Below are 21,052 nucleotides of genomic sequence, written 5' to 3'. Positions count from 1 at the left end.
GCGTCCGCCGCTCCGGGCCAGGTTCCATGGGCAGCGATCCCAGCCTCCGCCAGCTGCTGACGCTGGTGATCGGGTCGATCGGGCTGGGCTACCTGCTCTACGGCCGGAAGCAGGCCCATGCGGTGGCCCTGGGCTGCGGCGTGCTGCTGATGGTGGTTCCCTACGGCATCAGCCACCTGCCGGCCCTGGTGGCCATCGCCCTGCTGCTGATGGTGCTTCCATTTCTTCTGCACCGATTCCTCGTCTGAACCATGCCGACCCCGCAGGAGGTTCTGCGCTTCTGGTTCGAGGAGACGCCCCCCTCCGCCTGGTTCCGACCCGGTCCCGACCGCGACCGGACCGTGCGGGAACGGTTCGGGGCCCTCACCGACCAGGCCCTGGACGGCGGCCTGGCCCCCTGGGGGGAACGCCCCGCCGAGGCCCTGGCCCTGCTGCTGGTGCTCGACCAGTTCCCGCGGCAGATCTGGCGCGACCAGGCCCGCGCCTTCGCCGGCGATGGTCAGGCCCTGGCCCTGACGCTGCGGGCCGTCGAGGCCGGCTGGGTGGCGGCGGAGCCGGCACCGGAACGGCGGCCGTTCTGGCTGATGCCCCTGATGCACAGCGAGGATCCGGCGGTGCAGGAGCTGGGCCTGCCCCTGTTCGAGCGCCACACCGACGCCCGCACAGCGGAGTTCGCCCGCCGCCACCAGGCGGTGATCGCCCGCTTCGGCCGCTTCCCCCACCGCAACCGGATCCTCGGGCGGCCGAGCCTCCCTGAGGAGGAGGCGTTCCTGCAGCAGCCCGGCTCCCGCTTCTGAGTCCCCGATGACCGATCCCTTCGATCCCGGCGACGCCCCGGCCGCCGGCACCACGGCCGACGCCGCAGAAACCGCCGACGACGCCGCGAGCCTGCGGGCCGCCGAGGCCACCGCCCACCGGCTGGCCGGCGAGCTGTTTCCCTGGGACCTCACCCGGGCCCTGGAGCTGGCCCTGCTCAAGACCTTCTGTGTGCCCACCATCTCCGGCCTGCTGGCCCGCACCGGGGAATTCGAGCGCCGGCCCCGCAAGCGCTATGACGACACCGGTCTGATGGTGGCCGAACTGCTGCGCCATGGGCTGGACAGCCCGGCCGGGGCGGCGGTGATCGAGCGCATGAACCGCATCCACGGTCATTACGCGATCGGCAACGACGATTTCCTCTACGTGCTCTCCACCTTCGTGGCCGAGCCGATCCGCTGGCTGGCGCGCTACGGCTGGCGGCCCCTGACCCCCCTGGAGCAGGAGCACCTGTTCCGGTTCTGGCGCGGGGTGGGCGAGCGCATGGGGATCGTGGACCTGCCGGACACCCTGGCCGACCTGCTGGCCCTGAACGAACGGGTGGAGCGGGAGGCCTTCGCCCCGGCGGCCACCAACCGGCGCATCGCCGACGCCACCCTGGCCATGCTCCTGGCCGACTGGCCCGCCCCCCTGCGCCCCGCCCTGCGCTGGGCACTGATGGGCCTGCTCGACCACCAGACCTGCACGGCCCTGGGCTGGAGCAGGGCGCCCGAGGGGCTGCAGGCGCTGGTGCTGCAGGCCCTGCGGGCCCGCAGCCGGGCCGCCGCCCTGGTGGCCGGAGTCCGTGCCGGGCTGGGTAGGCCGACCCCCGCCCGCTTCTATTCCCAGCGCCCCACCCCGAGCTACGGCGCCACCTTCCACCTCGAGCAGCTGGGGCCGCCGCCGCTGCTGGACCAGCTGGCACCGCCCCCCTCCGAGGGTCCCTGAGCTCCCCGGCGCTGCCCGCCCCGCCGGCCCTGGCTAAGCAGGAGGTACCGCTGCCTTCCCGCCAGCCATGGCCGCCCCCTTCCAGTCCCCCCACTTCGCCGTCGTGCGCACGGAGGATGGCTGGATCCTCGAGGCCCGCGTCACCAAGGATCTCGACGGCGACTGGCTGCTGAGCCGCCACGAGCTGGAGGAGCTGCACGGGCTGCTGGAACGGGTGATCGCCCCCTGACCCGCCCCGCTCCCCCCGATCCGATGGTCCCAGACCAGGCGTCGACCGCCCAGGCCCCGGGCCGCCTGCTCAGCGTGCTGGGGGTGAGCTTCGGCATCGCCGGGGCGGTGGGGGGCACCATCGGCGCCGGCATCCTGCGCACGCCTGGCCTGGTGGCGGCCCAGCTGGGCAGCGGCCCCTGGGTGATGGCGGCCTGGCTGGCCGGCGGCCTCTACGCCCTGCTCGGCGCCAACGCCGTGGCGGAACTGGGGGCCACCCTGCCCCTGGCCGGCGGCTGGTACGTCTACGCCCGGCGCTGCTTCGGCGATGCCGCCGGCTTCACCGTGGGCTGGATGGACTGGATCGGCCACTGCACCGGCATCGCCTGGGTGGCGGTCACGATCGGCGAGTACGCGGCGTTCCTGCTGCCGGGACTGGCGCCGCACGGAAAGCTGGTGGGGCTGGCGGTGCTGCTGCTCTTCACCCTGATCCAGCTGCTGGGGGTGGAGGCCGGCAGCGGCAGCCAGAAGCTGCTGAGCCTGGCCAAGGCGGTCGCCTTCCTGGCGGTGGTGGCGGCCTGTTTCCTGCTGGGCGGCCCCGCCACCCGGGCCACGGCCGCCGCCGCGATCCCCACCACCGCGGCGGTGTTGGCCACCCCGGTGGGCTGGACGGGCCTGGCCGTGGCGCTGGTGTTCTCCCTGCAGGCGATCGTCACCACCTACGACGGCTGGCACAGCCCCATCTATTTCTCCGAGGAGTTCAGCGAACCCCAGGAGGACCTGCCCCGCTCCCTGATCGGCGGCGTGCTGGCGGTGATCGTCCTCTACACCCTGTTCAACCTGGCCCTGCTGCGGGTGCTGCCGCTGCCGGCGATCGCCGTCTCCAGCCTGCCGGTGGCGGACGCGGCCGCCCTGCTGTTCGGCGCCTTCGGCGGCCAGGCGATCACCGTGCTGGCGCTGCTGTCCCTGGCAGGGCTGATCAACGCCTCGATCATGGGCGCCCCGCGCATCCTCTACGGCCTCAGCCGCGACCGCCTGTTCAGCCCCCTGGTCGACCGCGTGAACCGGGGCGGCACCCCCACCGTGGCCCTGGTGCTCACCAGCCTGGCGTCGGCCCTGCTGGTGCTCGGCGGCGACTTCACCATCCTGCTGGGGCTGGCGGCCTTCCTGTACGTGAGCCTCTACCTGGTGGGGATCGTCTGCCTGTTCGTGCTGCGGGCGCGGGAGCCGGAACGGCCGCGGCCCTACCGGGCCTGGGGCCACCCGTGGAGCACCGCCATCGTGCTGATCGGATCGGTGGCGTTCCTGGTCGGCGCCCTGCGCAACGACACCGCCAACAGCGGCTGGGCCCTGCTGCTGATCGGGGTGGCCGTGCCGGTGTTCCAGGCCACCCGGGCCCTGACGCCGGCCGAGGCGCCATGACCTCCCGGTGGCCGCCGGCCTGGTGGGACGGCGCCCTGGCGGGGGAGATCCTGCAGCGCAGCGGTGAGCACCTGCTGCTGGTGGGCAGCGCCATCGGCCTGGCCCTGGCGATCAGCCTGCCGCTGGGGCTCTGGATCAGCCGCCGGCCCCGCTGGGCCGGGCCGGTGCTGGCGCTGGCCAGCACGGTGCAGACGGTGCCGAGCCTGGCGATCTTCGGCCTGCTGCTGACCGTGCCGCTGCTCGGGGGCATCGGCACCACCCCGGCGATCGTGGCCCTCACCCTCTACGCCCTGCTGCCCCTGCTGCGGGGGCTGGTCACGGGCCTGGCCCAGGTGCCCCCGGGGCTGAAACAGGCGGGCAGTGCCCTGGGGCTCAGCGACCGCCAGGTGCTGCTGCGGGTGGAGCTGCCCCTGGCCCTGCCCACCCTGATGGCGGGCCTCCGCGTGGCCACGGTGATCGGCGTGGGGGTGGCCACCATCGCCGCCGCCATCGGCGCCGGTGGCCTGGGGGTGTTCATCTTCCGGGGCATCGCCACGGTGAATAACGGCCTGATCCTGGCGGGGGCCCTGCCGGCCGCCGCCATCGCCCTGCTCGCCGATGGCGGCCTGGGGCTGCTGGAGCGGCGGCTGGCCCGGCGCCCCAGCGGCGGCACCAACGCCCCCGGCCGGCGACGGGTGCTGCGGCTCGCCTGGGGCCTGGCGGGCCTTGCCCTGGGGGCCGTGCTGGCCCTGAAACTGCTGCCGCCCGCCGGCGGCGGCACGGTGCGGATCGGCAGCAAGAGCTTCACCGAGCAGCTGATCCTGGGGGAACTGCTGGCCCAGCAGATCGAGGCCACCACGCCACTGACGGTGCGGCGCGACTTCGGCCTGGGGGGCACCGGCCTCATCCACGCCGCCGTGCGCAGCGGCCGCATCGACGGCTACGTGGAGTACACCGGCACCGCCTGGACCACGCTTCTTGACCAGCCGCCGCCGCCACCGGAGACGCCCGATCCGGCGGAGCGGGTGTTCGAGCAGACGCGCCGGCTGTACGCCGAGCGCTTCGGGCTCACCGTGTTCCCCTCCCTGGGCTTCGAGAACAGCTTCGCGATCCTGGTGCGCCGCGCCGAGGCCAGGCGGCTGGGGATCGCCACGATCAGCGAGGCGGCCCCCCACACCCCCGGCTGGCGGGCGGGCTTCGGCTACGAATTCCTCAACCGGCCCGATGGCTTCGCCGGCCTGGCGCGGCGCTACGGGCTGCGCTTCGCCCGGCCCCCCGAGGCCATGGATCTGGGCCTCACCTACCGGGCCCTGGCCGAGGGCCGCGTCGACCTGATCGCCGGTGACACCACCAACGGACTGATCCCCGCCCTCGACCTGCAGCAGCTGCGGGACGACCGGCATTACTTCCCCCCCTACGACGCGGTGCCCGTGTTCCACACCGCGACCCTGCAACGGCGCCCGGAGCTGGTGCCCGTGATCCAGGGGCTGGCCGGCCGGATCTCCGCCGCCACCATGCAGCGCCTCAATGCCCAGGTCGACCTCGACGGCCTGGACGTGGCCGAGGTGGTGCGCCGCTGGCGGCTTCAGGAGGCGGGGGCCGAGGGCGCTTCCTGACCATGGCCGGCGGCGGGCCCTGGGCGCCGGAACACCAGCACCGGCAGCTCGGTGTGGGTCAGCACCCGCTGGGTCTCGCTGCCCAGCAGCAGCCCGGCGAGGCCGCGGCGGCCGTGGGAGGCCATGAAGATCAGGTCGCAGCCGTGGTGGCTGGCGGCCTCGATGATCGCCTCGTAGACGACCGGATGCTCACCGACGGCGGTGTCGCAGGGGACCCCGGCCTCCTCGGCCAGGGCCCTGGCCCGCCCCAGCAGCTCGTCGGCATAGCTTCGCTCCGCCTGGCTGAACTGCTCCACCACGGCCGGGTCCAGCAGCACCGGATCGCCGTAGAGGGAGCCCTGGGGTGGCATCGCCAGGTTGGCGAGCACGTGCAGGAAGGTGATGGTCGCCCCGGAGTCGCGGGCGAAGCTCACCGCCCGGCGGATCGTGCCGTCGGAGAGATCGGAGCCATCGGTGGGCACCAGCAGGTGACGGAACATCGGCCTCGCCTCAAGCGCGCTGGGGTGCGGTCATGATCGCCCGGCCGCCAGCCGCCGCTCCACCCGCCGCGCCAGCTCGGGGGCCAGGCGGCAGCGATCCAGGGCGGACAGGTCCTGGCCTCCCCCGGGCAGACGGGCCAGCAGGTCCACGGCCGTGGCGGCCAGGGTCGGGTCCAGATCCTCCACCAGAGCGATGAGCACCTGCCGCAGGGAGAGCAGCGGCCAGGCCCCGAGCCCCACGGCCAGGCCCTCCAGGGCGGCCCGCCGCTGCTGATGCGGCAACGGCGCCAGCACCCGTTCCCGCAGCAGCGGGAAATCGTCCGGGTGCCGCTGGTGGCCCAGCAGGGGCAGCAGCAGCGCGGCCGGCGCCCCTGCGGCGGAGCCCTTGCCGGGGACGTCGGCGATCGGTGCCAGGGCCTGCCGCAGCAGGGTCCGGCAGCGGGGGTGGCGGTGGCGGCCGATCACCGCCAGCAGGGCCGGGTCGGCGGCGGGCTCGGCCAGCCACCAGGCCAGCAGCCGCGCCGCCGCCGGGCCGTCGAGCCGCTCCGCCAGGGCGGCGAGCAGGTCGGCGTCGGGCCGCAGCGATCCCGCCTCTACCGCCTGGAGCCAGGGCTCCAGGTCGAGGTCCCGGGCCCGCCGCAGGCCCTGCAGCCAGGGCCAGCGCTCGGGGCTGCCGCCGGCCGGCAGCTGCCGGGGATCCCACGGGCCGCAAGCGGCCGTCATGGGGCACTCACGGCGCCGCCCGCCGCCGGGCACCGAAGCGCTCCACCAGCAACCCCTCCAGCACGTCCGGGAGCTCGGAGAGGGGCACGGCCTTCCCGTGCAGCTCGGCCAGCTGCGGGTCGCTGTCCAGGCGGCCCCCCAGGAAGATCTTGGCCGCCTCCACCATCTGGCCGTCCTGGCGGGCCTTGGCCCCCATCAGGCCGATCTGGCCCATGTAGGGCTGGCCGCAGGCGTTGGGGCAACCGGTCCAGTGGCTGCGCACGGCCTCGGGCAGCTCCAGCCGGCGCTCCAGTTCGTCGATCACCGTCTGGGCGGTGCGCTTGGTGGGGATCAGGGCAAAGCTGCAGTACCGGCTGCCGGTGCAGCTGACCGCTTCAGCCTGGAGGGCACCGGGCTCCAACCGGAACCGTGCCAGCAGGGGTTCGGCCCCCAGGGCCGCCAGGCGATCGGCCGGCACATTCACGATCAGCACGTTCTGGGCCTCGGTGAGGCGCAGCTCACCGCTGCCGTAGGCGCGGGCCAGGCGGGCCAGCTCCAGCATCGAAGCGGCATCGAGCCGCCCCATCGGCACGTGCAGCCCCGCCCAGTGGAGGCCCGCCTGCTTCTGGGGCTGGAATCCCAGCCCGTCGCGGGGGGGCCGCACCACCAGATGGCGGCCGTCATGGGGCAGGGGTGCCTGCGCCGACGCCCCGGCCAGCTCCCGGTAGGCCGCCACCACGGCATCGCGATAGGCCGCCAGCCCCAGCCCATCGATCAGATACATCAGCCGGCTTTTGTTGCGCTGGACCCGGTTGCCGTGGGCGTCGTAGTGCCGCAGCAGGGCCAGGGTGAAGTCGGGCAGCTGGTCGGGCCGCAGCCACAGGCCGAGAGGCACGGCCAGTTCGTTGCGCTGGGCCGAGAAGAAGCCGCCCACCATCACCGTGAAGCCCAGCGGCGCGGCCGGATCCTGGGGATGGGGCGCCGGCAGGAAGGCGAGGTCGTTGTGGAGCAGGAAGCTGTCGGGGGCCCCGCCCACCGCCACGTTGAACTTGCGGGGCAGGTTGCGGGGGCCGTCATCAGCCAGGAGGCGGGCCTGGATCGCCGCCACCAGCGGCCGGGTGTCGATCAGCTCCTCCGGGTCGAGGCCCGCCAGGGGGTTGCCGGTGATGTTGCGGGGGTTGTCGTGGCCCGACTGGCGGCTGGTGAGGCCGACCCGCTCCATCCCCTCCAGCAGGGGAGGCATGTCCTCCAGCAGCAGGCCGCGCAGCTGCAGGTTCTGGCGGGTGGTGATGTCGGCGCTGCCGTGTTCGCCGCAGCGGTCGACGGCGTCGGCCAGCAGCTCCAGCTGGTCGGCAAGGAGGACGCCGTTGGGCAGCCGCAGCCGCACCATGAAGCGGCCGGGGGTGACGGGACGGAAGAAGATCCCCAGCCACTTGAGGCGGATCGTCAGGGTGGCCTCATCGAGGGACTCCCAGCCCGCCGCGGCCAGTTCCGCCAGCCTGGGGGCCAGGTCGAGGCCGCAGAGCTCCGCTTTGGCCCGTTCGACCTTGCTGAGGCCCTCCGGCGGCAGGGCGGAACCGTCGCTGGAAGAGCGGTCGGGGGTGGGGCTGGCGGTGTCGTTGACGACGCTGGTGTCGGTGCTGTTCATGCGAAAGCGGCGGTCCGCATGGCCGGCCATGCGGAGGAGTCCTGCCAGGCAGGTGGGCGGAAGCGGGGCTTGGGGAGCACGTCTCAAGCCGGTCAGGCGAGACGGGAACCCGGGACGCCGATGAGAGCTGCGTCGTCCGGAAGGATCGTTGTGTCGGGGAGCGCCGGAGAAAGCTGCGCGAACCCACCGATCAGGAAGGCTTTAGTTTCCGGCATGGAACCGTCCACCCATGTCGTCACTGTTACCAGAACCGGCAGGTCCGGGACCTGACGCCTCCCCGCCGGGGACGGCCCAGCCGCTGCACGGTGCGGAGGATCGCCGTCAGGTGCGCCTGCGGGCGCTCGGCCCCGAGCGGTCCCGGTTCCGCGAGCTGATCGGCAAGGTGGGCAGCGGCGAGCACACCAGCACCGGTCTGGACCGCCAGGAGGCGGCGGAGGCCATGGACCTGATGCTCCAGGGGCTGGTCGATGACGCCCAGATGGGGGCCTTCCTGATCGCCCACCGGATCCGCCGCCCCCACCCCACCGAACTCTCCGGCATGCTCGACAGCTACCGGCGCAGCGGGCCGGTGCTGGAAACCCCCGGCCGGCGGCCGCTGTGCTTCGGGGTGCCCTACGACGGCCGCAGCCGCACCGCACCCCTTCTGCCGCTGGTGGCCCTGGTGCTGGCCAGCGACGCGGTGCCGGTGGTGCTGCACGGCGGCGATCCGATGCCGGTGAAGTTCGGCGTCACCCTGGCGGAGCTGTTCAGCGCCATCGGCATCACCTGGACCGGCCTGCCGCTGGACGCGGTGCAGCGGCGCCTTGACCGGCATGGGCTGGCCCTCACCCACCAGCCCGACCATTTCGTCTGGGCGGAACGACTGGTGCCGGTGCGGGACGCCATCGGCAAACGCCCCCCGGTGGCCAGCCTGGAGCTGCTCTGGACACCGCACCGCGGGGAGCACCTGCTGGTGAGCGGCTTCGTCCATCCCCCCACCGAGACCCGCGCCTGGCAGGCCCTGCAGGACTGCGGCGAGACCGACCTGCTGACGGTGAAGGGTCTGGAGGGCTCCACCGACCTGCCCACCTCCCGCGCCGGCATCACCGCCCGGGTGCGTCGGGGAGCCACCGAGCGGATCCTGCTCCACCCCCGCGACCACGGCATCACCAGCGCGGAGGTGCCGTGGCAGGGACTGGAGGTCTGGCGGACCCAGGCCCTGGAGGCCCTCCGGGGCGAAGGGGCCCTGGTGCCGGCGCTGCGCTGGAACGTGGCGGCCTACCTCTGGTTCGCCGGACGCTTCGAGCACCTCGAGGACGCCCTTGAGCAGGCCACGGCGCTGCTGATGGCCCGCAGCGGCGAACGGCTGCGCCGCCAGCTGGCGGCACCCGAGAACGGAGACCCGCCGCTCGAAGATCCGAATCGGTAACCGACGCGACCCTGGTGGGGGCCGCCGGCGTGGTCTTTTGAGAGCTGACTGGTCAGCCTGCGCGCCAGCCACCCCACTTTTCGCCAGCACGGTGCGCTTCGTTGTGGAGCCCGTCCTGAGAACCCATGCACCTCACGGTGCATCCCTCCGGTCCTTCCTGGCTCCCCTTCAGGCTTCATGTCCAACCTTTCCCGTCGCAAGTTCCTGATCACCGCTGCCGGCACCACGGCAGGCGCCATCTGGCTGAGTGCCTGTGGCGGCAAGAAGGAGGTCGCCACCCCCGCCGCCGCTCCAGCCGCCGGTGGTGCCGATGCGCCCGAGGTCACCGGTGTGTCCCTCGGCTTCATCGCCCTCACCGATGCCGCCCCGCTGATCATCGCCAAGGAGAAGGGCTTCTTCGCCAAGCACGGCATGCCGGAGGTGAAGGTGATGAAGCAGACCTCCTGGGCCGTCACCCGCGACAACCTGGAACTGGGCGGCGGCGGCGGCGGCATCGATGGCGCCCACATCCTCACGCCGATGCCCCTGCTGCTGGCGGCGGGCAAGATCACCAAGAGCCAGCAGCCGCTGCCGATGGCCACCCTGGCCCGGCTGAATCTGCAGGGCCAGGGTCTGTCGGTCTCCAAGGACTTCCTGGCCAACAAGCTCACCATCGACAACAAGGCCGGCCTCGCCGACGCCGTGGCCGCCACGGCCAAGACCGGCCGGAAGTTCAAGGCGGCCGTTACCTTCCCCGGCGGCACCCACGACCTGTGGATGCGGTACTGGCTGGCCGCCAACGGCATCGACCCCAACAAGGACGCCGACCTGGTGGTGGTGCCCCCGCCCCAGATGGTGGCCAACATGCAGACCGGCACCATGGACACCTTCTGCGTCGGCGAGCCCTGGAACCAGCGGCTGGTCAACAAGAAGCTGGGCTACACGGCGGCGGAAACGGGTGAACTCTGGAAGTTCCACCCGGAGAAGTCCTTCTCGATGCGCGCCGACTGGGTCGCCAAGAATCCCAAGGCCACCAAGGCCCTGCTGATGGCGGTGCTGGAAGCGCAGATGTGGTGCGAGGACCCCGCCAACCTCGACGAGCTCTGTGAGATCACCTCGAAGGACAGGTATTTCAAGGCGTCGGTGGCCGACATCAAACCCCGCCTCGCCGGCACCTTCGATGCCGGCGACGGTCGCACGGTGACCGACAGCCCCTACCGGATGCGCTTCTGGAGCGAGAACGCCTCCTTCCCGTTCAAGAGCCACGACCAGTGGTTCGTGATCGAGGACATGCGCTGGGGCTACCTCCCCGCCAGCACCGACGTCGACGCCCTCGTGAACCAGGTGAACCGGGCCGATCTCTGGAAGGAGGCGGCCAAGGCGATCGGCCAGGAGAAGGCGATTCCCGCCAGTGATTCCCGTGGCAAGGAAACCTTCTTCGACGGTGTCGTCTTCGACCCGGAAAATCCGAAGGCCTACCTGGACGCCCTGAAGATCAAGGCCATGTCCTGACGCGGAAGCTCCTGCTTCCCTTGCCCCCGTTGCCATTCCCCACCCATTCCCCATGGCCCTCAGCGCAGCAGTACCCCACCAACGTTCCCGAAGGATCACGCCGATCTGGGTGTCCCGGGTGTCTCCCTATCTGATCTGCATCGGCGCCTTTCTGGTGCTGTGGCAGCTGCTGTCGCTGATCCTGGGAGTCGCCCGCCTGCCGGGGCCCATCAATGTCGTCGTCGACACGTGGGACCCCTACATCATCCATCCCTTCTTCGATGATGGGGGCACCAGCAAAGGCCTGGCCTGGCAGATCCTGATCTCGCTGCAGCGGGTGGCGATGGGCTACGGGCTGGCCGCGGTGGTGGGAATCACCATCGGTGGCCTCCTGGGAATGAGCCGCTTCCTCGGCAAGGGCTTTGATCCCGTGATCCAGGTGCTGCGCACCGTGCCGCCCCTGGCCTGGTTCCCGATCGCCCTGATGGTGTTCCAGGATTCCACCGTCTCCGCCGTCTTCGTGATCTTCATCACGGCCATCTGGCCGATCATCATCAACACGGCCATCGGCATCCGTGAGATCCCCGAGGACTACATCAACGTCGCCCGGGTGCTGAAGCTGCGGAAAGGCGCCTACATCAGGGACATCGTCATCCCGGCCACCGTACCCTTCGTGTTTGCGGGCCTGCGCATCGCCGTCGGTCTGGCCTGGCTGGCGATCGTGGCCGCCGAAATGCTCAAGGCCGACGGCGGCATCGGCTATTTCATCTGGGATGCCTACAACTCAGGGGGAGATGGCAGCTCCAGTGAGATCGTGCTGGCCATCATCTATGTGGGTCTTGTCGGCCTGCTGCTCGATCGCCTGGTGGCCTTCGCCGGGCGCAAGCTCAGCAAGGGAGCCGCCTGACCATGGCCGCCCTGTTCACCGTCGACCACGTCACCCAGGCCTTCCCCCTGCCCGGCGGGGGGGAGTACGTGGCCCTCAGGGACATCTTCCTGGATATCGCCGAGGGCGAGTTCATCTCCCTCATCGGCCACTCCGGCTGCGGCAAGTCCACCCTGCTCAACCTGCTGGCCGGCCTCACCACCGCCACCCAGGGCGGCATCCTGATGAGCGGCCGGCAGGTCACCGATCCGGGGCCCGACCGGATGGTGGTGTTCCAGAACTACTCGCTGCTGCCCTGGCTCACGGTGCGCCAGAACATCGCCCTGGGTGTGGACAACGTGATCACCGCCAGCGACCGCCGGGAGCGGGACGCCCTCATCGAGCACCACATCCAGCTGGTGGGCCTGAAGGCCGCCGCCGACAAGTACCCCCGGGAGATCTCCGGCGGAATGAAGCAGCGGGTTGCCATCGCCCGCGCCCTGGCCCTGCGCCCGAAACTCCTCCTCCTCGACGAACCCTTCGGGGCCCTCGACGCGCTCACCCGGGGCAACCTGCAGGAGCAGCTGATGCGGATCTGCCAGGAGGCGAAGGTCACCGCCCTGATGGTCACCCACGACGTCGACGAGGCCCTGCTGCTCTCCGACCGGGTGGTGCTGATGACCAACGGCCCCGAGGCCCACATCGATCAGATCCTCGAAGTGCCCCTGCCCCGGCCCCGCACCCAGCTGGGCACGGTGGAGCACCCGCGCTACTACGGGCTGCGGGCCGAGATCGTCGGCTTCCTCTCAGACCAGCGTCGGGCCCGGCAGCAGCGGCTCAAGCCCGCCGGGGCCATCGCCGCCGACGGACTCGAGAAGGTGAACCTGGAGCTGGGCTTCATTCCCCTCACCGACTGCCTGCCCCTGGTGGTGGCCCAGGAGAAGGGGTTCTTCGCCCGGCACGGCCTGACCCAGGTGCAGCTGCGGCGGGAGAGCAACTGGAAAACCCTCGAGACCCACGTGCGCCAGGGCGTTCTGGACGGTGCCCTGATGGTGGCGGGGATGCCGATCGCCATGACCCTCGGCTGCGGTGGCCAACCGCCACTGGCGATGGTGAGTGCCCTCACCCTCAGCTGCAACGGCAATGCCATCACCCTGCACCGCCGCTTCCACGACGCCGGGGTGAACACCCTGGCCGACTTCAAGGCCTGGATCGGCGCCCACCCCGAGTCCAGGCCGGTGCTGGCCGTGGTGCACCCGGCCTCGATGCACAACCTGATGCTGCGGGCCTGGCTGGCCTCGGCGGGGATCCACCCCGACCGTGACGTGGAACTGCTGGTGATCCCGCCGCCCCAGATGGTGGCCGCCCTCAAGGCGGGCACCATCGATGGCTACTGCGTCGGCGAACCCTGGAACTCCCGCGCCGTCCAGGAGGGCCTCGGCACGGTGATCGCCACGGATGTGGAGCTGTGGAACGGCCACGGTGAGAAGGTGCTGGGGGTGAAGGAGGCCTGGGCGGCCGCCTACCCCCGCACCCACCGGGCCCTGGTGCAGGCCCTGCTGGAGGCCTGCCGTTACTGCGAGGACCCGGCCCACCGCGGCGAACTGGTGGAGCTGCTCTCCCAGAGCCAGTACGTGGGCACGGATGGGGCCATGCTCCGGCCTGGTCTCGTCGACGCCTACGACCGCGGCACCGGCGCGCCCGCCGCCATGCCGTCCTTCAACCGCTTCTACGGCCCCGAGGTCAACGAGCCCAACCCGGCGGAGGCGGTCTGGATCCTCTGCCAGCTCGGCCGCTGGGGCCTGGCCAGCTTCCCCAGCAACTGGCAGGAGGTGACCGAGCGCGTGCAGGATCGGGCCCTGTTCCGGAGCGCGGCCGCCGCCCTGGGGCTGCCGGCCGCCGAGCGCCCCCTGTCACCGGTGGCGGTGGTGTCGGCGTTCGATGGTGATCCTCTCGACCCGCTCAATCCCCTCGCCTACCTCGAACGCCTGCGCGTCAAGGGTCCGGTGACGGTGGCCCCGGCGCCCCTGCCCCCAGCGCCGGTGCGGGTCCCTGACCCCCCGCTGCCCACCCCGGCCCGCCGCTGACGCCCCTTCCCCTCCTGTCCCTCCCCACGCTCCGATCGCATGCAGACCCAGACGTTGCCCCAGCCCAGCACCGCCGGCGTCGCTGAACCGTTCCTGGTGATCGATGGGGTCAGCAAGGTGTATCCCACCCCCAACGGGCCCTACACCGTGCTCGACAACATCAGCCTGGAGGTGGCCGAAGGGGAGTTCGTCTGTGTGATCGGCCATTCCGGCTGCGGCAAATCCACCCTGCTCGACCTGGTCTCCGGCTTCGGCCAGCCCACCAGCGGTGAGGTGCGCCTCCAGTCGGTGCCGATCCGGGAGCCGGGGCCGGACCGGATGGTGGTGTTCCAGAACTACTCGCTGCTGCCCTGGATGTCGGCCGCCGAGAACGTGGCCCTGGCGGTGAACAACGTTTTCCCCCATCTGCGGCGCAGCGGCGACACCGACCGGATCGTGGAGAGCCATCTGGCGATGGTGGGGCTGAGCGAGGCCGCCGACAAGCGTCCCGCCAGCCTGTCGGGGGGGATGAAGCAGCGGGTCTCGATCGCCAGGGCCCTGGCGCTGCAGCCCAAGGTGCTGATCCTCGATGAACCCTTCGGAGCCCTCGATCCGATCACCAAGGAGGAGCTGCAGGAGGAGCTGCTGCGGATCTGGAGGGAGCACCGGGTGACCGTCCTGATGATCACCCACTCGATCGATGAGGCCCTGTTCATGGCCGACCGCGTGGTGATGATGACCAACGGCCCGGCGGCGACCATCGGCGAGATCCTCGAGCTGCCCTTCCCCCGACCCCGCCAGCGGGCCCAGCTGATGGAGATGCCGGAGTACTACGACTACCGCAACCACGCCCTGGACTTCCTCTACCGCCGCTTCGCCCACGACGACCAGTGATCCACCGCTGAGCCACCCCCCGCAGGGGCTCAGTCCCCCGGAGCCTGCTCGCAGGGACGCACGGTCACCGCGGCGGCCTTGAGCTCCGGCTGCTGGGAGATGGGGCAGCCGAGGGCATGCATCAGCCGGTTGGCCTCGCAGGCCCGCTCCTGGGCCGCCCCCCAGTGCATGGGCAGGAACAGCGTGCCCTGGCGGATGCGGTCGGTGACGCACACCCGGGCCGTCACGGCGCCCCTTCGGGAGCGCACCTCAGCCCGGCCGCCATCGACCAGTCCGTGGGCTCGAGCGTCGGCGGGATGGATCTCCAGCAAAGGCTCGGCGTGGGGCCGCAGCAACCGCTCGACCTGGCCCGTGCGGGTCATGGTGTGCCACTGCTCCAGATAGCGGCCCACGGTGAGCACCAGGGGGTAGGCGCCATCGGTGGGTTCGCCCAGGCCCATCGGCTGCTCGCTGATCAGCCGAGCCCTGCCGGAGGGGGTGGGGAAACGGCCGGAGGTGTGCAGACGCGGGGCACCGCCTCCGGGCGCCGTGCCGGCGGGGAAGGGCCATTGCTGGGGACCGTGCTCCCGCAGCAGCCCATGGCTGAGGCCGCTCAGATCGCACACCCGGCCCGCCGTGATGGCCGCGAACTCGGCGAACACCTCGGCCGAGGAGCTGTAGCGGAACTGCTGCTCGAAGCCGAGGCGACGGCCCAGTTCGGCGAAGATCGCCCAGTCGGGACGGGCCTGCCCCGGGGGGGTGCGGAAGGCCGGGCAGAGGGTGACGCGGCGCTCGGAATTGGTCATCACCCCGGCCTTTTCGCTCCACTGCGCCGCCGGCAGCACCAGGTGGGCGATGGCGGCGGTTTCGGTGCCGGCGTAAGCCTCGCTGAGCACCACCAGCGGGCAGCGGGCCACGGCGGCCCGCACCCGATCGAGCCAGGGCAGGCTCACCAGCGGATTGGTGGCCGCCACCCACCAGAGCCCCAGGTCCCCCCGCTCCATCGCCTCGATCTGCTCCCACACGGTGAGGCCCGAGGCCGGCGCGATGCTCCCCGGCGCCAGGCCCCAGTGCTGCTCGATCTCGCTGCGGTGGCCGGCGTCGGTGACGGAGCGGTAGCCCGGCAGCAGCCGGGCCAGGCCGCCGGCCTCCCGGCCCCCCATCGCATTGGGCTGGCCGGTGAGGGAGAAGGGCCCCGCCCCGGGCCGGCCGATCTGGCCGCTCACCAGGTGCAGGTTGATGATCCCCGCCACGGTGGCGGTGCCCTCCACGCTCTGGTTCACCCCCATCGACCAGAGGCTCATCACGCCGCTGCTGGCGGCCCAGCGGTCGGCCAGCTGGTGCAGCAGCTGCTCCTCGATGCCGCAGAACCGGCTCACCGCCTCGGGCGTCCAGCCCGCCCAGAGCTCCGCGAGCGCCTCGAAACCCTCGGTGGACGCCGCCAAATAGGCCCGGTCCACCGCCCCCCGCTCCAGCAGCAGATGGCCGAGGCCATGCAGCAGGGCCAGGTCGGTGCCGGGGCGGATCGCCAGGTGCAGGTCGGCGGCATCGCTGGTGGCGGTGGCGCGCGGATCCACCACCACGATCTGCAGGTCCTGCTGCTGCTTGCGCCTGCGCTTCAGCAGCCGCTGGAACAGCACCGGATGGCACGCGGCCGTGTTGGTGCCGATCAGCAGCACGAGGCCGGCCTGGTCGAGATCGTCGTAGCAGCAGGGGGGGCCGTCGCTGCCGAAGCTGCGCACGTAGCCGGACACGGCCGAACTCATGCACAGGCGCGAGTTGGCATCGAAGTTGTTGCTGCCCAGCGCCCCCTTGATCAGCTTGTTGGCGACGTAGTAGTCCTCGGTGAGGAACTGCCCCGAGCCGTACATGGCGATCCCTCCGGGGCCCTTCTCGGCCAGGGTGCGGCGCACCTGGGCCTCGATCAGGTCGAAGGCCCGGTCCCAGCCGATCGGCGCGAAGGGCTGGTCGGTGTGCGGCCGGAAGAGCGGGGTGGTGAGGCGATTGCGGTGCAGGGTCTCCCCCACGGTGGCCCCCTTGACGCAGACCTGCCCAAGGGAGGAGGGGTGGTGGCGGTCACCGCGGGCCGTCCAGATCGCCGCACCGGCGTCGCTGGCCGCGGGGGGCTTCATCTCCAGGCCGCAGCCCACACCGCAGTAGGGACACTGGGCGCGGGCCGGGCCGTCGGAGGGGGAAGGAGGCGTGGCGGGGAGGCTCAAGATGGCGTTCGGGTGTCAGCGGCGGCCACCCTCATCACCTCTCCGTCCGGGGTGTCGAGCTTAAGTGAGCGTCACGACGTCATCCCGCGGGAGCCCTTCCGTGACAACGATTCAGAACGGCCCAGCCGCCTCTCCCACCGGCCCCGTCGAGGTGGTCCTGATCCGCCATGGCGAGACGGCATGGAGCCTCTCGGGTCAGCACACCGGCAGCACCGACATCTCCCTCACCGCGCGGGGGGAGGAGGCGGCCCGCAGCCTGGCGCCGCTGCTGGCGGCCAGCCCCTTCTCCCTGGTGCTGTGCAGCCCCCTGCAGCGGGCCCGGCGCACCTGCGAACTGGCGGGCCTGGCCGCCCAGGCCTGCCTCGAGCCCGATCTGGTCGAGTGGGACTACGGCGCCTACGAAGGTCTGACGACCGCGGAGATCCAGGCGCGGCGTCCCGGCTGGATGGTGTTCCGCGACGGCTGTCCGGACGGGGAGAGCCCGGCCCAGGTGGGGGAGCGGGTCGACCGGGTGATCGGCCGGCTGCGGCAGGAGGGCGGCCGGGTGGCCCTGGTCGCCCATGGCCATCTGCTGCGGGTGTTCATGGCCCGCTGGATCGGGCTGACGCCCAGCCACGGCGCCCATTTCCTGCTCGACACCGCCACCCTCTCGGTGCTCTCCGATTACCGCGGCCTGCCGGCCGTGAAGTGCTGGAACGCCCCCCTGGCCCCGACCCCCTGAGGGCGGTCCATGTCGGATTCCTGACCCCTCCAAAGGAGAGCGGTTGATTTACCTGCTTTTTTACGAAGGCAGGCGAAAGTTGAGGTCACAGCCCCCTGCATGCGACGGCCATGACCATCTCGACGATGGCCCCCTTCGAGGCCCAGGCCATGACGCCGGAACTGGAGCAGGAGCTGTCCCTGATCGATGCCTGGTGGCGCGCCGCCAACTATCTGGCCGTCGGGATGATCTATCTGCGCGACAACCCGTTACTGGCCCAGCCGCTGCGCCATGAGCACGTCAAGGCCCGGTTGCTGGGCCACTGGGGCTCCTCCCCCGGCCAGGCCTTCCTCTGGGCCCATGCCAACCGGGTGATCCGCCGCCACGACCTCGACATGATCTACCTGTCGGGGCCCGGTCACGGCGCCCCCGGCGTGCTGGGCCCCACCTACCTCGACGGCAGCTACAGCGAGGTGTATCCGGACAAGAGCCAGGACACCGAAGGGATGCGCCGCTTCTTCAAGCAGTTCTCCTTCCCCGGCCACATCGGCAGCCACTGCACCCCGGAAACCCCCGGTTCGATCCACGAGGGCGGCGAACTCGGCTACGTGCTCTCGCACGCCTGCGGAGCGGTGTTCGACAACCCCGACCTGATCGCCCTGGCCTGCGTGGGTGATGGCGAAGCGGAGACCGGCCCCCTGGCCACCTCCTGGCACATCAACAAATTCCTCAATCCCATCGACGATGGTGCGGTGCTGCCGGTGCTGCACCTCAACGGCTACAAGATCGCCAACCCCACCCTGCTGGCCCGGATTCCGCGCGAGGAGCTGGCCAGCCTGATGCGCGGCTACGGCTGGGAGCCGATCTTCGTCGAAGGCCACGAACCGATGGCGATGCACCAGGCCATGGCGGCCGCTATGGACCGGGCGATCGGGCGCATCCTCGAGATCCGCGCCGAGGCCCGCAGCAGCGGCGAGGCCGTCCGCCCGGCCTGGCCGATGATCGTGCTGCGCTCGCCCAAGGGCTGGACCGGGCCGGCCTCCCTGCACGGCAAGAAACTGGAGGGGTTCTGGCGCTCCCACCAGGTGCCCCTGGCCTGCCCGAACACCGATCCGGAGGAGCTGCAGCTGCTCGAGCAGTGGCTGAAGAGCTACCGGCCCTTGGAGCTGTTCGACGGGAACGGCACCCTGCGGCCGGAGCTGCAGGCGCTGTCACCCCAGGGGCACCGGCGCATGGGCTCCAACCCCCACGCCAACGGCGGCCTGCTGCGCCGCAAGCTGCAGTTCCCCCCCCTGGAGGACTACGCCGTGGAGGTGGCGGCCCCCGGCACCACCCAGGTGGAGAACACCCATCCCCTCGGCGAGCTGCTGCGCGACATCATCGGCTCCAATCCCGATTCGATGCGGGTGTTCGGCCCTGACGAAACGGCCTCCAACCGGCTGCAGGCCATCTACGAAGTGAGCAAGAAGGTCTGGATGGAGGAATTCCTGCCGGAGGACCTCAACGGCAGTGAACTGGCCCGCAGCGGGCGGGTGGTGGAGATGCTCAGCGAGCACACCCTGGTGGGGATGATGGAGGGGTACCTGCTCACCGGGCGCTACGGCTTCTTCCACACCTACGAGGCCTTCGCCCATGTGATCGCCTCGATGTTCAACCAGCACGCCAAGTGGCTGGAGTCCTGCCTCCTGCATGCCCCCTGGCGGGCCCCGATCGGCCCCTGGAACTGCCTGATCTCCTCCACGGTGTGGCGCCAGGACCACAACGGCTTCACCCACCAGGATCCCGGCTTCATCGACCTGGCCGGCAACAAGAGCGGCGACGTGGTGCGGGTGTACCTCCCGGCCGACGCCAACTGCCTGCTGGCGGTGGCGGAGGAGGCCCTGCAGGAGACGAACGTCTGCAACATCATCGTCTCCGACAAGCAGAAGCACCTGCAGTACTTCACCCTGGAACAGGCCCGGCGCCATGTGGCCAAGGGGGTGAGCATCGTCGGCTGGGCCAGCAACGACGACTGCGGCGCCGAGCTGGATGAACCGGACGTGGTCATGGCCTGCGCCGGCGACATCCCCACCAAGGAGACGCTGGCGGCGGTGGAGATCCTGCGCAGGGAGATCCCGAAGCTGCGCATCCGGGTGATCAACGTGGTCAAGCTGTTTGCCCTCACCGAGCCGAACGAGCATCCCCATGGTCTGAGCGACCGGGACTTCGACACCCTGTTCACCACCGACCGTCCGGTGATCTTCAACTTCCACGGCTACCCCTGGCTGATCCACCGGCTCACCTATCGCCGCACCAACCACGCCAACATCCACGTGCGCGGATACAAGGAGAAGGGCAACATCAACACGCCCCTTGAACTGGCGATGAACAACCAGATCGATCGTTTCAACCTGGTCATCGACGTGGTCAACCGTGTGCCCTTCCTGCGCTCCCGCGCCGCCCACGTGAAGGAACGGATGCAGGACGCGATCCTCTCCCACCGGGCCTACGCCCACACCCACGGCACCGATGCCCCGGAGGTGACCGACTGGCGCTGGGCGCCACCGGCTGCCGCGCAGGGATGACGGAGCCGGCGACGGCGGCGGTGGCTGACGCCGCGACCGGCGTGGTGCTGGTGCTCAACGCCGGCAGCTCCAGCCTCAAGGTCTCCGTGCACAGCCGCTCCGGGGACAGCCTCTGGCGGGACCAGCGCAGCTGGAGCGTCGGCGCCGCGGAAGGGGCGGCCCCTGAGGAGCGCCTGGAGGCCGTGCTGGACGCCTGGCTGCCCGGCGCCCTGGCCGGCCGCGTCGCCGGGCTGACCGTCGCCGGCCACCGGGTCGTCCACGGCGGTGAGCGGTTCACGGCCCCGGTCAAGCTCGACGCCGCGGTGCTCGCGGTCCTGGAGGAGCTGGTGCCGCTGGCGCCGCTGCACAACGGTCCGGCCCTGCGGGTGATGCGCTGGCTGAGCCGCTGGCAGCCCGGGCTCACCCAGTGGGCCTGCTTCGACACGGCCTTCCACGGCACCCTGCCGGCGGCCGCCCGCACCTACGCGATTCCGGCCCGCTGGCGCGCCGAGGGCCTGCGGCGCTTCGGCTTCCACGGCCTCAACCACCAGCATGTGGCCGAAACCGTGGCCCGCCGGGGTGAAGACCTGCGGCTGATCAGCTGCCACCTCGGGGCCGGCTGTTCCCTCTGCGCCATCCGGGGGGGCCGCAGCATCGCCACCACCATGGGTTACACGCCCCTGGAGGGACTGGTGATGGCCACCCGCAGCGGCTCCATCGATCCCGGCCTGCTGCTGCACCAGCTGCGCCGGGGCGTCACGGCCGAGGAACTCGACCGTGCGCTGCAGCAGGAGAGCGGGCTGCTGGGTCTGTCGGGGCTCAGCGCCAGCATGAAGGACCTGCGCCGGGCCGCCGCCGAAGGCCACGCCGGTGCCGAGCTGGCGATCGCGGTGTTCCGCCACCAGCTGCTGCAGGGCATCGGGGCCATGGCCGCCAGCCTCGGCGGGGTCGATGTGATCGCCCTCACCGGCGGCATCGGCGAGCACGATGGGGCCCTGAAGCGGGAGCTGGAGGAAGCGCTGGGCTGGCTGGGGCCGTTCGAGCTGCTGCGGATCCCGGCCGATGAGGAGGGAGTGATCGCCCGGCACTGCGGCGCGGCCGGGGTGTGAGCG

Annotated in this window: 18 protein-coding genes; 14 read left to right on the top strand and 4 right to left on the bottom strand. The window is 71.4% G+C overall.

Translation table 11 applies throughout. The features are described 5' to 3' along the window. Positions 1–26 precede the first annotated feature (26 nt). The 6 genes from KBZ08_RS05970 (at position 27) to KBZ08_RS05945 (ending at position 4,967) form a co-directional block, all read left to right on the top strand. Entirely contained in the window at positions 27–248 is a 222-nt protein-coding gene (locus KBZ08_RS05970; RefSeq protein ID WP_219903824.1) for a hypothetical protein, read from the top strand. A gap of 3 nt (positions 249–251) precedes the next feature. Next, the gene (locus KBZ08_RS05965) at positions 252–797 is read left to right on the top strand and encodes a DUF924 family protein (protein WP_106219696.1); all 546 of its coding nucleotides are present in this window, start codon (positions 252–254) and stop codon (positions 795–797) included. Between the two features lie 7 nt (positions 798–804). Next, positions 805–1,743, top strand: coding sequence for an oxygenase MpaB family protein (locus KBZ08_RS05960; protein WP_254972041.1), 939 nt, complete (start codon positions 805–807; stop codon positions 1,741–1,743). 67 nt (positions 1,744–1,810) lie between these two features. Next, a complete protein-coding gene (locus KBZ08_RS05955) occupies positions 1,811–1,972 on the top strand; it encodes a hypothetical protein (RefSeq protein ID WP_181279974.1) in 162 nt (53 codons plus the stop codon). Positions 1,973–1,995: 23 nt separating this feature from the next. Further along, positions 1,996–3,372 (top strand): APC family permease, encoded by a 1,377-nt coding sequence (locus tag KBZ08_RS05950; protein ID WP_254972040.1) that lies wholly within the window; start codon positions 1,996–1,998, stop codon positions 3,370–3,372. Beyond that, positions 3,369–4,967 (top strand): glycine betaine ABC transporter substrate-binding protein, encoded by a 1,599-nt coding sequence (locus KBZ08_RS05945; RefSeq protein WP_254972039.1) that lies wholly within the window; start codon positions 3,369–3,371, stop codon positions 4,965–4,967. Before KBZ08_RS05950 ends, KBZ08_RS05945 begins: the two co-directional genes overlap by 4 nt. On the opposite strand, the gene KBZ08_RS05940 is transcribed toward KBZ08_RS05945, so the two are convergent. Genes KBZ08_RS05940 through KBZ08_RS05930 form a run of 3 tightly spaced genes read right to left on the bottom strand, consistent with a single transcriptional unit; the run spans position 4,937 to position 7,796 of the window. After that, on the bottom strand, positions 4,937–5,446 hold the full coding sequence (locus tag KBZ08_RS05940; protein WP_254972038.1) for a universal stress protein: 510 nt from the start codon (positions 5,444–5,446) through the stop codon (positions 4,937–4,939). The genes KBZ08_RS05945 and KBZ08_RS05940 overlap by 31 nt on opposite strands. A 30-nt stretch (positions 5,447–5,476) precedes the next feature. Beyond that, the gene (locus KBZ08_RS05935) at positions 5,477–6,169 is read right to left on the bottom strand and encodes a hypothetical protein (protein ID WP_254972037.1); all 693 of its coding nucleotides are present in this window, start codon (positions 6,167–6,169) and stop codon (positions 5,477–5,479) included. Positions 6,170–6,176: 7 nt separating this feature from the next. After that, a complete protein-coding gene (locus KBZ08_RS05930; RefSeq protein ID WP_219903825.1) occupies positions 6,177–7,796 on the bottom strand; it encodes a ferredoxin--nitrite reductase in 1,620 nt (539 codons plus the stop codon). Between the two features lie 229 nt (positions 7,797–8,025). On the opposite strand from KBZ08_RS05930, the gene KBZ08_RS05925 reads away from it, so the two are divergent. From KBZ08_RS05925 to KBZ08_RS05905, 5 genes are all read left to right on the top strand, one after another. Next, positions 8,026–9,204, top strand: coding sequence for a hypothetical protein (locus KBZ08_RS05925; protein ID WP_219903826.1), 1,179 nt, complete (start codon positions 8,026–8,028; stop codon positions 9,202–9,204). 177 nt (positions 9,205–9,381) lie between these two features. Beyond that, positions 9,382–10,695 (top strand): CmpA/NrtA family ABC transporter substrate-binding protein, encoded by a 1,314-nt coding sequence (locus KBZ08_RS05920; protein ID WP_106219703.1) that lies wholly within the window; start codon positions 9,382–9,384, stop codon positions 10,693–10,695. A gap of 52 nt (positions 10,696–10,747) precedes the next feature. Beyond that, positions 10,748–11,581 (top strand): nitrate ABC transporter permease, encoded by an 834-nt coding sequence (ntrB, locus tag KBZ08_RS05915; RefSeq protein ID WP_254972036.1) that lies wholly within the window; start codon positions 10,748–10,750, stop codon positions 11,579–11,581. A 2-nt stretch (positions 11,582–11,583) separates the two neighbouring features. Then, a complete protein-coding gene (locus KBZ08_RS05910) occupies positions 11,584–13,626 on the top strand; it encodes a nitrate ABC transporter ATP-binding protein (protein ID WP_254972035.1) in 2,043 nt (680 codons plus the stop codon). A 39-nt stretch (positions 13,627–13,665) separates the two neighbouring features. Further along, a complete protein-coding gene (locus KBZ08_RS05905) occupies positions 13,666–14,499 on the top strand; it encodes an ABC transporter ATP-binding protein (RefSeq protein ID WP_254972034.1) in 834 nt (277 codons plus the stop codon). A gap of 29 nt (positions 14,500–14,528) precedes the next feature. Here KBZ08_RS05905 and KBZ08_RS05900 read toward each other — a convergent pair whose 3' ends face one another. Beyond that, the gene (locus KBZ08_RS05900; protein ID WP_254972033.1) at positions 14,529–16,697 is read right to left on the bottom strand and encodes a molybdopterin oxidoreductase family protein; all 2,169 of its coding nucleotides are present in this window, start codon (positions 16,695–16,697) and stop codon (positions 14,529–14,531) included. Positions 16,698–16,797: 100 nt separating this feature from the next. Here KBZ08_RS05900 and KBZ08_RS05895 point away from each other — a divergent pair, with 100 nt between their 5' ends. From KBZ08_RS05895 to KBZ08_RS05885, 3 genes are all read left to right on the top strand, one after another. Further along, positions 16,798–17,418 carry a histidine phosphatase family protein gene (locus tag KBZ08_RS05895; RefSeq protein ID WP_254972032.1) on the top strand — a complete coding sequence of 207 codons (621 nt, stop codon included), beginning with the start codon at positions 16,798–16,800 and terminating at the stop codon, positions 17,416–17,418. Positions 17,419–17,528: 110 nt separating this feature from the next. Beyond that, positions 17,529–19,961 (top strand): phosphoketolase, encoded by a 2,433-nt coding sequence (locus KBZ08_RS05890; protein WP_254972031.1) that lies wholly within the window; start codon positions 17,529–17,531, stop codon positions 19,959–19,961. After that, positions 19,958–21,049, top strand: coding sequence for an acetate/propionate family kinase (locus KBZ08_RS05885; protein WP_254972030.1), 1,092 nt, complete (start codon positions 19,958–19,960; stop codon positions 21,047–21,049). The genes KBZ08_RS05890 and KBZ08_RS05885 overlap by 4 nt, the downstream gene beginning before the upstream one ends. Positions 21,050–21,052: the final 3 nt, after the last annotated feature.

It is taken from the genome of Cyanobium sp. Candia 9D4 (assembly GCF_024346155.1).
Classification (GTDB): domain Bacteria; phylum Cyanobacteriota; class Cyanobacteriia; order PCC-6307; family Cyanobiaceae; genus Cyanobium; species Cyanobium minutissimum.
This window is presented reverse-complemented; position numbering and strand designations above follow the sequence as displayed.

Coding starts and splice junctions, on each gene's coding strand:
- KBZ08_RS05955 (WP_181279974.1), top strand. CDS start 1,811: ATGGCCGCCCCCTTCCAGTCCCCCCACTTCGCCGTCGTGCGCACGGAG.
- KBZ08_RS05885 (WP_254972030.1), top strand. CDS start 19,958: ATGACGGAGCCGGCGACGGCGGCGGTGGCTGACGCCGCGACCGGCGTG.
- KBZ08_RS05920 (WP_106219703.1), top strand. CDS start 9,382: ATGTCCAACCTTTCCCGTCGCAAGTTCCTGATCACCGCTGCCGGCACC.
- KBZ08_RS05970 (WP_219903824.1), top strand. CDS start 27: ATGGGCAGCGATCCCAGCCTCCGCCAGCTGCTGACGCTGGTGATCGGG.
- KBZ08_RS05905 (WP_254972034.1), top strand. CDS start 13,666: ATGCAGACCCAGACGTTGCCCCAGCCCAGCACCGCCGGCGTCGCTGAA.
- KBZ08_RS05960 (WP_254972041.1), top strand. CDS start 805: ATGACCGATCCCTTCGATCCCGGCGACGCCCCGGCCGCCGGCACCACG.
- KBZ08_RS05935 (WP_254972037.1), bottom strand. CDS start 6,169: ATGACGGCCGCTTGCGGCCCGTGGGATCCCCGGCAGCTGCCGGCCGGC.
- KBZ08_RS05940 (WP_254972038.1), bottom strand. CDS start 5,446: ATGTTCCGTCACCTGCTGGTGCCCACCGATGGCTCCGATCTCTCCGAC.
- ntrB (WP_254972036.1), top strand. CDS start 10,748: ATGGCCCTCAGCGCAGCAGTACCCCACCAACGTTCCCGAAGGATCACG.
- KBZ08_RS05890 (WP_254972031.1), top strand. CDS start 17,529: ATGACCATCTCGACGATGGCCCCCTTCGAGGCCCAGGCCATGACGCCG.
- KBZ08_RS05930 (WP_219903825.1), bottom strand. CDS start 7,796: ATGAACAGCACCGACACCAGCGTCGTCAACGACACCGCCAGCCCCACC.
- KBZ08_RS05950 (WP_254972040.1), top strand. CDS start 1,996: ATGGTCCCAGACCAGGCGTCGACCGCCCAGGCCCCGGGCCGCCTGCTC.
- KBZ08_RS05910 (WP_254972035.1), top strand. CDS start 11,584: ATGGCCGCCCTGTTCACCGTCGACCACGTCACCCAGGCCTTCCCCCTG.
- KBZ08_RS05965 (WP_106219696.1), top strand. CDS start 252: ATGCCGACCCCGCAGGAGGTTCTGCGCTTCTGGTTCGAGGAGACGCCC.
- KBZ08_RS05945 (WP_254972039.1), top strand. CDS start 3,369: ATGACCTCCCGGTGGCCGCCGGCCTGGTGGGACGGCGCCCTGGCGGGG.
- KBZ08_RS05925 (WP_219903826.1), top strand. CDS start 8,026: ATGTCGTCACTGTTACCAGAACCGGCAGGTCCGGGACCTGACGCCTCC.